This is a genomic window from Allolucifera butyrica (genome assembly GCF_900476375.1).
Lineage (GTDB): Bacteria > Bacillota > Negativicutes > Sporomusales > UPPP01 > Lucifera > Lucifera butyrica.
This window is the reverse complement of the sequence record NZ_UPPP01000061.1, coordinates 200,999-213,139: the sequence shown is the minus strand read 5'-3', so window position 1 is coordinate 213,139 and position 12,141 is coordinate 200,999. Positions and strand designations below refer to the sequence as shown.

At 49.2% G+C, this 12,141-nt stretch carries 14 protein-coding genes and 1 other annotated feature; all 14 genes read left to right on the top strand.

All coding sequences use genetic code 11. The features are described 5' to 3' along the window. The first annotated feature begins 8 nt into the window (after window positions 1-8). The 14 genes from LUCIF_RS06890 (at window position 9) to fni (ending at window position 12,088) form a co-directional block, all read left to right on the top strand. The gene (locus tag LUCIF_RS06890; RefSeq protein ID WP_122627128.1) at window positions 9-461 is read left to right on the top strand and encodes a DivIVA domain-containing protein; all 453 of its coding nucleotides are present in this window, start codon (window positions 9-11) and stop codon (window positions 459-461) included. A 2-nt stretch (window positions 462-463) separates the two neighbouring features. Next, window positions 464-778 carry a DUF167 domain-containing protein gene (locus tag LUCIF_RS06885; RefSeq protein ID WP_207857134.1) on the top strand — a complete coding sequence of 105 codons (315 nt, stop codon included), beginning with the start codon at window positions 464-466 and terminating at the stop codon, window positions 776-778. 34 nt (window positions 779-812) lie between these two features. Further along, window positions 813-1,025, top strand: a binding site (T-box leader). Window positions 1,026-1,060: 35 nt separating this feature from the next. Continuing rightward, on the top strand, window positions 1,061-3,856 hold the full coding sequence (ileS, locus tag LUCIF_RS06880) for an isoleucine--tRNA ligase (protein ID WP_122627199.1): 2,796 nt from the start codon (window positions 1,061-1,063) through the stop codon (window positions 3,854-3,856). A gap of 81 nt (window positions 3,857-3,937) precedes the next feature. After that, on the top strand, window positions 3,938-4,237 hold the full coding sequence (locus tag LUCIF_RS06875) for a DUF5665 domain-containing protein (RefSeq protein ID WP_122627127.1): 300 nt from the start codon (window positions 3,938-3,940) through the stop codon (window positions 4,235-4,237). Window positions 4,238-4,251: 14 nt separating this feature from the next. Further along, complete coding sequence (locus LUCIF_RS06870; RefSeq protein ID WP_122627126.1) at window positions 4,252-4,779, top strand: nitroreductase family protein; 528 nt, start codon at window positions 4,252-4,254, stop codon at window positions 4,777-4,779. A gap of 12 nt (window positions 4,780-4,791) precedes the next feature. Then, window positions 4,792-5,427, top strand: coding sequence for a TraR/DksA C4-type zinc finger protein (locus tag LUCIF_RS06865; protein ID WP_122627125.1), 636 nt, complete (start codon window positions 4,792-4,794; stop codon window positions 5,425-5,427). 149 nt (window positions 5,428-5,576) lie between these two features. After that, a complete protein-coding gene (locus LUCIF_RS06860) occupies window positions 5,577-6,281 on the top strand; it encodes a TVP38/TMEM64 family protein (RefSeq protein ID WP_122627124.1) in 705 nt (234 codons plus the stop codon). A 72-nt stretch (window positions 6,282-6,353) separates the two neighbouring features. Continuing rightward, on the top strand, window positions 6,354-6,521 hold the full coding sequence (fdxA, locus tag LUCIF_RS06855; RefSeq protein WP_122627123.1) for a 4Fe-4S ferredoxin: 168 nt from the start codon (window positions 6,354-6,356) through the stop codon (window positions 6,519-6,521). A 153-nt stretch (window positions 6,522-6,674) separates the two neighbouring features. Next, window positions 6,675-7,055 (top strand): methylglyoxal synthase, encoded by a 381-nt coding sequence (locus LUCIF_RS06850; protein WP_243638696.1) that lies wholly within the window; start codon window positions 6,675-6,677, stop codon window positions 7,053-7,055. 12 nt (window positions 7,056-7,067) lie between these two features. Further along, window positions 7,068-7,526, top strand: coding sequence for a signal peptidase II (lspA, locus tag LUCIF_RS06845; protein ID WP_207857132.1), 459 nt, complete (start codon window positions 7,068-7,070; stop codon window positions 7,524-7,526). Window positions 7,527-7,549: 23 nt separating this feature from the next. Beyond that, complete coding sequence (locus tag LUCIF_RS06840) at window positions 7,550-8,440, top strand: RluA family pseudouridine synthase (RefSeq protein WP_122627197.1); 891 nt, start codon at window positions 7,550-7,552, stop codon at window positions 8,438-8,440. Between the two features lie 28 nt (window positions 8,441-8,468). After that, window positions 8,469-9,047 carry a bifunctional pyr operon transcriptional regulator/uracil phosphoribosyltransferase PyrR gene (gene pyrR, locus LUCIF_RS06835; RefSeq protein ID WP_165865915.1) on the top strand — a complete coding sequence of 193 codons (579 nt, stop codon included), beginning with the start codon at window positions 8,469-8,471 and terminating at the stop codon, window positions 9,045-9,047. After that, a complete protein-coding gene (locus LUCIF_RS06830; protein WP_122627120.1) occupies window positions 9,041-11,008 on the top strand; it encodes a bifunctional 4-hydroxy-3-methylbut-2-enyl diphosphate reductase/30S ribosomal protein S1 in 1,968 nt (655 codons plus the stop codon). Before pyrR ends, LUCIF_RS06830 begins: the two co-directional genes overlap by 7 nt. Before the next feature lie 12 nt (window positions 11,009-11,020). After that, complete coding sequence (gene fni / locus LUCIF_RS06825; protein WP_122627119.1) at window positions 11,021-12,088, top strand: type 2 isopentenyl-diphosphate Delta-isomerase; 1,068 nt, start codon at window positions 11,021-11,023, stop codon at window positions 12,086-12,088. Window positions 12,089-12,141: the final 53 nt, after the last annotated feature.

Below are 12,141 nucleotides of genomic sequence, written 5' to 3'. Positions count from 1 at the left end.
GTGTATATATGCTCACTCCGCTTGATATTCATAATAAAGAGTTTAAAAAAGGTTTCCGCGGTTACAATGAAGAAGAAGTCGACGATTTTTTAGATGCCATTATCAGAGACTATGAAAAGTTGTACCGCGATAATATCGAATTGAAAGAAACGGTAGAAAGGCTAAACAGCAAGCTGGACCATTATCAACATATGGAAAATACGTTGCATAGCACCCTGGTTATTGCCCAGGAAACAGCAGAAGAAGTGAAGCTGAATGCCAAGAAAGAAACGGAACTGATTATGAAAGAAGCGGAGATTCGGGCGCAAAAAATGGTGGAGGAAGCGATGGCCAAGGTGCGCCGGTTGACGGGCGAATACGAGGAATTGCAAAAGCAATCCCAGATTTATCGTACCCGGCTGCGTACCTTGCTGCAAGCCCAGATGGAAATGCTACAGCATGCGGAAGAGGATGAGAATTAAAATTGGCGGGGATTGCTTGGGATATCAGAGAGCTGCCGGATGGTCTTTCCTTTAAAGTAAAGGTGCAGCCGCGGGCAAGCCGGAGCCGGATAACAGGGATTGCGGACGGGGCTTTAAAGCTTGCTCTGACGTCACCGCCGGTAGATGGGGAAGCGAATGAGGCTTGTATCGCCTTTTTAGCCAAAGCATTTCACATACCGCTCAGGCAGGTTAGCATTTTGTCCGGTCAAAAAGGCCGTAACAAAATTCTTAAAATAACGGGATTATCAAAAGAAGCCGTTTTAAATGCGGTTGCCGATTTGACTAACAATGGTTGATTTTGTATAATGATTTTATCTTAAAATTTTATAGAATTCAGCAATGATGGAGCCAGTAGCCAGAAATGCGTTTTCCAGCGAGCCGGAGGGGGTGTAAGTCCGGCAGACGATTGTGGTGAAGATCTCTCCGGAGCAGCAAACTGAAGGTAGTAAAGTAAGTTTTGCCGTTTGACGGGCGTTATTCCGTTATAAAGTGGTTGTCGGCAATCAGTAGGGTGGTACCACGGGAATCTCTCTCGTCCCTTTGGGATAGGGGGATTTATTTTTTTGGAGGTGTTATTTTTGGATTACAGTAAAACCTTAAATTTGCCGCAGACGGATTTTCCCATGCGGGCTAATTTGCCGGAACGGGAACCGGAATTGCTGGCGTATTGGCAAGAAAACAAGACTTATGAAAAGAAGCAGGCCGCGGCCCAGGGAAGGCCAAAATTTGTTTTGCATGACGGTCCGCCATACGCGAACGGCAATATTCATATTGGTACGGCTTTGAATAAAATTTTAAAGGATATTATCATTAAATATAAGTTCTTGCGCGGTTTCGACACCCCTTATGTGCCCGGCTGGGATACGCATGGCCTGCCGATTGAGCATGCGGCCATCAAAATTTTAGGACTGAACCGTCATGAGCTGAATCCGCTGGATTTGCGGCGGGAATGCAAAAAGTATGCGTTGAAATGTCTGGATGCCCAGCGGGAAGATTTTAAGCGGCTTGGGGTGAGCGGTGACTGGGACCATCCCTACGTGACGCTCCATGCGCCCTATGAAGCCAAACAAATTGAAGTGTTTGGGGAAATGGCCAAGAAAGGCTATATTTATAAAGGACTTAAATCGGTGTATTGGTGTCCTTCCTGCGAAACGGCGCTGGCAGAGGCGGAAATTGAATATGCCGAGAAAAAATCGCATTCAATTTATGTTAAATTTCCGCTGGTTAACGATAAAGGAAATTTACCCGTTGGGGTCGATGCCGGCAATGTATATGCCGTAATCTGGACAACGACGCCCTGGACGATGCCGGCCAATGTAGCCATTGCCGTGAATCCGGAATTAGATTATATCTGGGCGGAATGTAACGGGGAAATTTATTTACTGGCGGCGGAATTGGCACAGCAGGTGGCAAAGGCGAACGGGATTGAAAGCTATACCGTATTGGCAACCATGAAAGGGGCCCAACTGGAAGGCATGGTATTTGCACATCCGTTCCTGGAACGGGAGTCGGTCGTTATTCTGGGTGAGCACGTTACTCTGGAACAAGGCACCGGCTGTGTTCATACCGCTCCCGGCCATGGCCAGGAAGACTTCGAGGTTGGTATGAAATACGGACTGCCCGTGATTAATCCGGTAGACCATTCCGGTCATTTTACGGCAGAAGGCGGAAATTTCCAGGGCCTGTTTGTAGGGGATGCCAATGTTCCCGTTATCAAAGAATTGGCGGAGCGGGGAATGCTGCTGGGCAAGGGCTCCGTTAAGCATCAGTATGCGCATTGCTGGCGGTGTAAAAATCCGATTATTTACCGGGCTACGGAACAATGGTTTGCATCCGTGGACGGGTTCAGGCAGGAGGCTCTGGGCGCCATTGCCGGGGTTGAATGGGTTCCGGCCTGGGGAGAAGACCGGATCCGCAATATGGTTGCCGACCGTCATGACTGGTGTATTTCCCGCCAGAGAGTCTGGGGTGTGCCCATTCCGATTTTTTATTGCAACCAATGTCAGGAACATATTGTTAACGATACGACAATCGCCGCCGTCAGGGATTTGTTTCAACAGGAGGGCTCCGATGCCTGGTGGGCGAAAAGTGCGGCGGAGATTTTACCGGCCGGCTTTACCTGTCCGCACTGCGGCCATGATTCGTTCCGTAAGGAAAGTGATATTATGGACGTTTGGTTCGACAGCGGTTCCAGCCATGCCGCCGTCCTGGAGCAGCGGGAAAATCTGACGTGGCCGGCGGATATGTATCTGGAAGGCAGTGACCAGCACCGGGGCTGGTTCCAGTCTTCGCTGCTTACTTCGGTCGCTACCAGGGGAAAAGCGCCGTATAAGACGGTTTTGACGCACGGCTTCGTCGTAGACGGGGAAGGGCGCAAAATGTCCAAATCCGTGGGAAACACAATCTATCCGCAGGAAGTTATTAAGAAATACGGCGCCGATGTATTGCGGTTATGGGTGGCATCGGCGGATTATAAAGCAGATATCCGCATTTCTAACGATATTCTGAAACAGTTGTCCGAAGTATACCGGAAAGTCCGCAATACCTTCCGCTATATCTTAGGCAACCTGCACGATTTTAATCCCGGGACGGATAAAGTTGCCTATGATTCCCTGCCGGAAATTGACCGGTGGGCTCTTTTGCGGCTGGAACAAGTCCGGGAACGCGTTACCAAAGCCTACGAAGACTATGAATTCCACTTGTTGTATCATACGGTGCACAATTATTGCGTTATCGATTTGAGCGCCGTTTATCTGGATATTCTGAAAGACCGGGTTTATACCGCCGTTCCTGATTCGCCGGAACGCAGAGCGGCGCAAACAGTAATGTACGAAGTGCTGAATACGCTGGTGATTATGCTGGCGCCGGTTTTGACTTTTACTACGGAGGAAGTATGGCAGTATATGCCTAAGAACGGGTCAATGCCGGAAAGTGTGCAACTGGCTGCCTGGCCGGCTGCCCATCCGGAATACTTGGATCCGGCTTTGGAAGCCAAATGGAGCCAGCTATTGTTGCTGCGGGGTGAAATCACCAAAGCGCTGGAGACGGCCCGGCGGGATAAAGTGATCGGTCATTCCCTGGATGCTGCGGTCGACCTTTACGCCGGTGAGGCCGAATATAAACAGTTGTCGGCCGTAGTCAATGATTTGGCCAATATTCTTATTGTTTCCCGGGTAAATCTCCTGCGGCAGGATGCTGCCGTACCGTCCGGCGCCTATCAGGCGGAAAATATGGCCTTGGCTGTTCATGTTTCTCCGGCCGGGGGCGCGAAGTGCGAACGCTGCTGGACTTACAGCGAAACGGTGGGCCAAGACCCGCACCATCAGACTTTATGTAAGCGGTGCGGCGATGTTGTTCAAAAGATGGGAATTTAACTCAATTAAACGGCACGGAGTTGGTGACAACTTCGTGTTTTTTTTTTCTGTACGGAGATACTAATTAACGGAGGCGGGTTCATGGAAAATGAAGGAGATAAAACAACCTTTATGGCGGTGCAGATGGAAAAACTGGTCCATCATCTGGAAACCATGCGGATAGCGGAGTATGTGGAATTAATGGAACGGCCGGCCAGGGTTATTTTCCTTAATTTTGTGGCCGGCATTTCACGGGGGTTGGGTATCGCTATCGGCGCTACCCTGATTTTCGCCATTATGCTCGAATTCTTAAGACGCCTGATTTTGCTGCACATACCGGGTATCGGCAATTTTATTGCTGAAGTTATGCATATTGTAGAGATGAAAAACGGAAAATTTTAAAGGAGGTATGATATATGACGAAAGATGTATTTGATTGTATGCGGGAATGCCACAGCGTTCGCTCTTTTCAGCCGGACCCGATACCGGACGCGACGCTGGGCCGGATTTTGGAGGCCGCCTCCTGGGCGCCAAGCGCCGGCAATTTGCAACCCTGGTATTTTTATGTTGTAATCAATAGCGAATTAAAACACCGTCTGGCGGAAGCGGCTTTCGAGCAGCAACAAATTGAAGCGGCGCCGGTCGCCATTGTTCTTATGGCCGATCCGGCCCGTTCCAACGAACGTTACGGTGAACGGGGCGCGCAATTGTATTGTATTCAGGATACTGCCGCCGCTGCTCAGAATATGTTGCTGGCGGCGGAAGGATTGGGTCTGGGAGCTTGCTGGGTCGGTGCCTTTGACGAACGGCGGGTGCAGGAACTGGTAGAAGCGCCGCCGAGGCTGAGAGCGGTAGCCATCCTTTGTATCGGCTATAGCGACGAGCCGGAGGATGAGTACAAAGAGCGGTTTAGTGTAGCGGAAGTGACCAAATTGCTTCACTAAGGAGGGGAAACTTTGGAGTCGCAAACAATACAGAATCTGAAAACAAGATTAATTCAGGAGCAGGAACGGCTCAATAAACAGATTGAACAACTGGAAGACACGGGGTTAGACGATAGCCTGGCCGACTCCACCAGTGAGTTGTCCCGCTATGATAATCACCCGGCCGATTTGGGAAGCGAAACCTTTGAGCGGAGCAAAGATTTTGCTTTGAGGGGAAATGAAAGACTGCTATTAAGCAAGGTAGAACGCGCTTTGGAAGACATTGCCGCCGGAACTTACGGATACTGTAAAAAATGCGGTAACCCGATTTCAGAGGACCGTTTGGAGGCCATTCCCTGGGCAGGTACCTGCCTGAGTTGTCAAGAGGAGGATGACCGGCCGGATCCGTTTCCACGGCCCCTGGAAGAAGAAATTTTGGAGACCCCTTTCTATCGCACGTTTCTTGACCGGGAGAATGAGCATCGGGAATCGGTCGGTTTCGACGGCGAGGATGCTTTGCAAGCCGTACTTCGTTGGGGCAGTTCCGACAGCCCCCAGGATATTCCGGGGTCCCATGATTATAAATCATTATATCCCGACAGCGAGGAACACGACGGGATTGTGGATCCGGCCGACCGGATCCCGACGCAGCCGCGCAGTAAGCGGTAGGAAGAATAGGAACCTAAACCGGGCTGGAAAAGTCGGCCCGGTTTACTTTGCAGGAATTTTCGCCGGTGCTATGGAAACTAAACGATGGAATTTTACGGAACAGAGGAAGGGACTGTGATTATCAAATGATACAACGGGGGGGAACGAAAATGGCGGAACGGACAGCAAAGGCCGTGTATATTCTAAAATTTGGCGTATTGGGCCTGGTTGTTGCGTCCTATTATTTGTTTCCCCCCGTGCATGATTTCGTTATTAACGGTGCCTCCTATTTAAAAGACCGGGACTTTGAAGGCTTGCGGCGGTTTATCCTGGCATACGGGATATGGGCCCCCCTTACGAGTATTCTCCTTATGTCCGTTCAATCGCTGCTTCCCTTTTTGCCGGGTATTTTCCTTACGATTACCAATGCCTGGATCTTCGGCTGGCAGTTTGGCTCTTTCTATTCCTGGCTGGGTGCCCTTTTGGGCGCTGTCCTGGATTTTGCTGTTGCCCGCTGGTACGGGCGTCCGGTTGTCCGAAAATTGGTCAGGGAGAAATATTTGGTTATTACGGACCGATTTTTTGTAAGATATGGCGTCATGGCTGTTTTAATAACCCGGTTGACACCGATTGTTCCATTTAAAGTAGTCAGCTATGGCGCCGGTTTAACAACGATTTCCACCGGGCAGTTTATCCTGGCAACAGGAATCGGACAAATACCGGCGATTATTGTGTATTCGATCCTGGGGCAGAATATCACCCATAGTATTTGCGCTGCCATAACAGCTACTTCCTTATTAATTTTATTTGCCGTTTTCGTTTATTTTTACCGGGATAGCATTGAGCACCTATTATTTTGTAAGAAAGACTCGTGAAATGGAAAGGATTGCATGATAATCCGGCCCGTTTGTGTTATAATAAAAGCAATCTGATTGGGAGGTGAAAGAATGTATAAAATCAGCAGTGAATGTATAAAATGTGGAGCTTGCGCATCGGTTTGTCCCGTAGGAGCGATTTCTGAAGGGGATACGCAATACAACATTAATGAAACCTGTATTGATTGTGGTTCCTGCGCCGCTGTCTGTCCCGTCGGAGCAATCAGTCCGGGAGAATAAGCAAGTCCAGAAAGACCTAAAAGGTCTTTAAAAAAGTCCAGGCTGCTGGACTTTTTTTATTTACAGGGTTATTGCGTCTTTACGTTTATGCTATTTTTGTATATTATGTAATTATTACGGAATATTGGCATAAAAATTAAAAAAGCAGGTGACATGATGAAAACAATCGCATTAATTGCGCACGACCGGAAAAAACAGGAGATGTTGAAATTTGCGCAGGACCACAGTGAGATTCTTATGCAATATAGTTTGGTTGCTACGGCTACTACCGGGAGAATCCTTAATGAGAATACCCAGCTAAAAGTGCAACCTTATCTTTCCGGTCCTATGGGCGGTGATCTGCAAATTGGCGCGAGGATTGCAGCCCAGGAGATTGACTTGGTGATTTTTTTACGGGACCCGCTTATGGCGCAGCCTCATGAACCGGATATTACGGCCCTGCTGCGGGTATGTGACGTACATAATATACCCGTAGCCACCAATGAAGGGTGTGCCCATTTGCTGCTTAAGGCGCTGGCGCAAATGAACGGATAGGAGCGAGTCTTTTTGCTGATATTATTGTTAACCTTTCTTGTTATTATTGTGGACCAGGCCGCGAAATATTATATTCAGGCGCATATGCTACCGGGAATGTCGATTCCGGTCATTCCGGGGATATTTCATATTACGTATGTGCTGAATCCTGGAGCTGCCTTTGGCATTATGGAGCATCAGACGGTTTTTTTCATTATAGCGGCATTGGGGTTATTGATTGCTGCTGTATACTTTTATCCCCGCATTCCAAGGCAAGGCTATCGACTGATGCGGTTTGGCGTTGGCCTGATGGCCGGAGGAGCTGTCGGCAATGTCATTGACCGGGTTAAGACGGGATATGTGGTGGATTTTTTTGATTTCCGGATCTGGCCGGTGTTTAATATGGCTGATATTGCAATCGTTACCGGTGTGATCTGCATTCTGGTCAATCTTGTTTTTATGCCGAATTTAAAAAAGGATGAAGTATCGTGACGACTCAGGTGCTTGTTGCGGGTATGGCGGATAAAGAGGAACGGCTCGACGTTTTTATTACGAAGCAAATGCAGGATGTTTCCCGCTCGCATATTCAGAAACTGATTCTTGCCGGCGATGTAACCGTGAATGATAAACCGGTCAAAGCCAATTATAAAGTTCAGCCGGAAGACAACGTTGCAGTGACGATGCCGGAGGCCAGACCAACGGAGATTAGACCGGAAACCATTCCGTTGAATATCTTGTATGAAGACGGCGACGTAATTGTTGTGAATAAAGCCCGGGGAATGGTGGTGCATCCGGCTGCCGGAAATTTCAGCGGTACCCTGGTTAATGCTTTATTAGAGCATTGCGGCGATTTATCCGGCATTAACGGGATGATTCGTCCCGGTATTGTACATCGTTTGGATAAAGACACTTCCGGGGTTATGGTGGCAGCCAAACATGATCTTGCCCATGCCCGGCTGGCGAAACAGATTAAAGACCGCTCCGCCAGCCGCCGTTACCAGGCAGTTGTTTTTGGCAATATTACGGAAGATCAGGGCATGATCAATGCGCCAATTGGGCGTCACACGGCGGACCGTAAAAAAATGGCTGTAACTTTTACGAATAGCAAAGAAGCCATTACTAAATTCCGGGTTTTGGAACGGTTTGGCGACTATACTTTGGTGGAATGCCGGTTATTGACCGGCCGTACGCATCAGATACGGGTTCATATGGCATATATTGGTCATCCCGTTGTCGGTGACCCCAAATATGGTCCGGTGAGAAATCCGTTTTGTATAAAAGGGCAGGCGCTGCATTCGGCGGAACTTCGGTTTACCCATCCCGTTTCGGGGGAACCGATGATTTTTACCGCGCCTTTACCGGATGATATGCAGGATATTCTGGTTGAGCTAAGAAATAAAAAATAAATATTGAGGGGGGATATCCGTGGTGCAACTGGCAGAAAAAGCGTTAATAATGGATGAACAGGGGATACGCCGGGCTTTAATTCGGGTAGCGCACGAGATTATTGAAAAAAATAAAGGCGTGAGCAAAGTGGTGCTGGTAGGCATCCGGACCCGCGGGGTTCCATTGGCGGAAAGACTGGCCCGGGAAATTGAAAAAATTGAAGGAATCGCTTTGCCTGTAGGTATTTTAGATATTACGTTGTACCGGGATGATTTATCAACTCTCAGTTATCAACCCATTGTCCATGAAACGCAAATTCCGGTGGATATCAATGGTAAAAAAATTATTTTAGTTGATGATGTGCTTTATACCGGGCGCACGGTACGGGCGGCTTTGGACGCGCTAATTGACCTTGGACGGCCCAAAACAATTCAGTTGGCTGTGCTGATCGACCGCGGCCACCGGGAACTGCCGATCCGGGCCGATTATGTAGGGAAAAATGTTCCCACTTCGCATAAAGAGATAGTGAGTGTGCAGCTTGCCGGCATTGACCGGGTTGACCTGGTGTTTATTAAAGAGATTGTCGAAGAGAACGGAAACGGTAGTATACAGGAGGAGTTATGCTGATACAGTTAGCCCGGCAGCGCGGCTTTTGCTATGGTGTAAAACGGGCGGTTGATATGGCCCTCAGTAATATTGATCCGTTAAAAGGAACTTGCACATTGGGTCCGATCATTCATAATCCCCAAATGGTGAACCACTTATCGGAGCGGGGCATCAAAGTGGCTGACCAGTTGACGGATGTTAGCGAGGGAGTCGTTATTTTCCGGTCTCACGGCGTGGGGCCGGAAATTTACCGGCAGGCCCGGGAAAAATCCCTGCAGGTGGTGGATGCCACCTGTCCGCATGTGAAAAAAGCGCAATTGACCGCTCATAAATTGATGACGGACGGCTATCAGGTCATTCTTGCCGGTGAAAGAAACCACCCCGAGGTTCAGAGTATTTACCAATGGACAGAACAAAAGGCAATTATCGTTGGAACTCCGGAAGAGGCAATGCAATTGTCTTTTTTTGCGAAAATCGGGGTTGTAGCGCAAACTACTTTTTCCGGAGCAATGTTTCAAAAGATTGTTGATATTCTTAAATCGAAATGTAATGAGCTGCAAATTGACCGGACGATTTGCACGGCAACCGATGAGCGGCAGCAGGCTGCGGTCGAATTGGCGCGCCAGGTTGAGGTCATGATTGTGGTGGGCGGCAAAAACAGTGCGAACACGGCACGATTGGCGGTTTTATGTTCTGAGGCCGGAGCCGGCGTGTTCCATGTTGAAACGGCAGCGGAACTGGAACCGTCCTGGTTTGAGGGTGTTCACAGCGTAGGTATTACCGCCGGCGCATCCACGCCGGAGTGGCTAATTGAGGAGGTATACAGAAAAATGCAGGAGTTTGACCAGACTTTAAACAGCGAAGTAAACACGTTGGAAACCGGAAGTATTGTAAAAGGAAAGGTAGTCGGGATCCGCAAGGATGAAATTTTTGTGGATATTGGTTATAAGGCGGAAGGGGTTATCCCTTTAACCGAGCTGGCCTATCCGGTTCCGGAACAAGCCGCCGACGTCGTTGCCGAAGGGCAAACAATTGACGTATATGTACTGGATGCGGATTCTGCCGAGGGGGCAGTCAAATTATCCAAAGTGAAGGCGGATAAGATTGTTGCCTGGGATAAACTGGAGCAGGCGCTGGAGGAAAAGTCTATCTTGCCGGTTCAGGTTGTAGAGGCTGTCAAAGGCGGATTGGCGGTATCCGTGTTCGGTATACGGGGATTTATTCCCGCGTCCCAGGTGGAACTGCGGTTTGTTGAGGACCTTGCCCCTTATGCCGGACAGACGATCGATGTTGTTCCGATCGAAATTGACCGGACCAAACAGCGGGTTGTACTATCCCGCAAGGTTCACTTGCTGGAGCAGGTCCGTCAGGCGGAAGAACGGGTTTATGCCGCGCTTAAGCCCGGGCAGACCGTTAAAGGAATTGTAAGCCGTCTGGCCAAATTTGGCGCCTTTGTAGATATTGGCGGCGTGGATGGACTGATTCATATATCGGATTTATCATGGCAGCGGGTAGCTTCTCCGGAGGAAGTTGTAAATGTGGGTGACGAGGTGGAGGTCGTTGTTTTAAAGGTTGATCCGCAAGCCAAACGGATTTCTCTTAGCCTGAAAGAAACCCGGCGTGATCCGTGGCTGGATGAAATTGACCAATTTAAAGTGGATGCGGTGGTACCGGGAAAAGTGTCTAAAACGGCCCGTTTTGGCGCCTTTGTAGAATTGAAGCCCGGTATTGAGGGCTTGATCCCCTTATCGGAGCTGGCCGAACGTCATGTTGCTAACGCTGAGGAAGTCGTCAAGGCCGGACAGCCGGTGAATGTAAAAATATTGAGCATCGATAAAGCGGCCAAACGGATTAGTCTTAGTTTGGTAAAGGCGCAGCAGGAAGCAGAAAGAAAAGAGTACCAGGGCTTTTTGGACAATCAGCGCAGCCTGGGTGTGACACTGGGAGATAAATTTGCTCATCTTTTTAAAGAAGGAGACTAAGGAGCTGGCACGGTGCGTCAATCACGCAAGTTAGATCATTTGAAATATTCCCTGACTCTGGAGGACGGTCCAACGCCTAATGGATTCAGCGATTTTACCCTGGTTCATCATGCTCTGCCCGATATTGCCAGTAATGAGGTTGATCTTAGAAGCCGGTGCGCCGGACTGCCCTTATCTCATCCCGTCATAATTAACGCGATTACCGGCGGCGCGGGAGACGTAACGGAGATTAACGGAATGCTGGCGGAATTGGCGCGTGCGACCCAGACTGCGATGGCCGTAGGGTCGCAGTTTGCGGCCGTTGAATGTCCCGCTGTCGAAGAGTCCTATAAAGTTGTACGGAAAAACAATCCCGATGGAATTATTTTCGCCAATATCGGCGCTCATGCTACCATTCAGGAGGCACGGCAGGTTGTGGCCATGATTGAGGCGGATGCAATTCAGGTTCATTTGAATGTAGCCCAGGAAATGGTTATGTTGGAAGGGGACCGGGATTTTTCGCACTACATCGAAAATATTGCCGCCATTGTCGCCGCCGTAAAGGTGCCGGTAATTGTGAAGGAAGTTGGCTGCGGGATCAGTAAGGAAGCGGCTGAGGAACTGGTCCGGGCGGGAGTGAAGACGATTGATGTCGGCGGGGCCGGCGGCACCAATTTTATGGCAATTGAATCGGCTCGCAGTCAAACCGGTTTAGACAGTGAACTGTTAACCTGGGGAATACCTACCGCAATCAGCGCGGTAGAAGTTGCTTCCATTTTGCCGGTGGGAGCGGACTTTATTATTTCCGGTGGTATTCGTACCCCGCTGGAAGCAGTCAAATCCCTGGCCTTAGGCGGCGCTGCCGTCGGTATGGCCACCCCCTTTATCAAAAGGCTGCAATCTTCCGGTTTGAAGAGCACCGTTCACTGGCTGGAAGATTTTTTAGCCGGAATGAAACGCTATATGGTTCTGGTCGGGGCCCGGACGATAGAGGATTTGAGACAGATTCCCGTTGTGATTACCGGTTACAGCCGGGACTGGCTTACAGCCCGTGAGATTCATATTGAACAATATGCAACGCGGGAAAAGCATGGCTTGTAGCCATGCTTTTTTCTTTCTTGTATGATTTTAATATTTGCCGGGCAATCTAAAAT

Excerpts from the sequence above, each read along its gene's own strand:
- LUCIF_RS06890 (WP_122627128.1), top strand. The coding sequence starts at position 9 with ATGCTCACTCCGCTTGATATTCATAATAAAGAGTTTAAAAAAGGTTTC.
- LUCIF_RS06875 (WP_122627127.1), top strand. The coding sequence starts at position 3,938 with ATGGAAAATGAAGGAGATAAAACAACCTTTATGGCGGTGCAGATGGAA.
- LUCIF_RS06870 (WP_122627126.1), top strand. The coding sequence starts at position 4,252 with ATGACGAAAGATGTATTTGATTGTATGCGGGAATGCCACAGCGTTCGC.
- LUCIF_RS06860 (WP_122627124.1), top strand. The coding sequence starts at position 5,577 with ATGGCGGAACGGACAGCAAAGGCCGTGTATATTCTAAAATTTGGCGTA.
- fdxA (WP_122627123.1), top strand. The coding sequence starts at position 6,354 with ATGTATAAAATCAGCAGTGAATGTATAAAATGTGGAGCTTGCGCATCG.
- LUCIF_RS06850 (WP_243638696.1), top strand. The coding sequence starts at position 6,675 with ATGATGAAAACAATCGCATTAATTGCGCACGACCGGAAAAAACAGGAG.
- LUCIF_RS06840 (WP_122627197.1), top strand. The coding sequence starts at position 7,550 with ATGGCGGATAAAGAGGAACGGCTCGACGTTTTTATTACGAAGCAAATG.
- LUCIF_RS06830 (WP_122627120.1), top strand. The coding sequence starts at position 9,041 with ATGCTGATACAGTTAGCCCGGCAGCGCGGCTTTTGCTATGGTGTAAAA.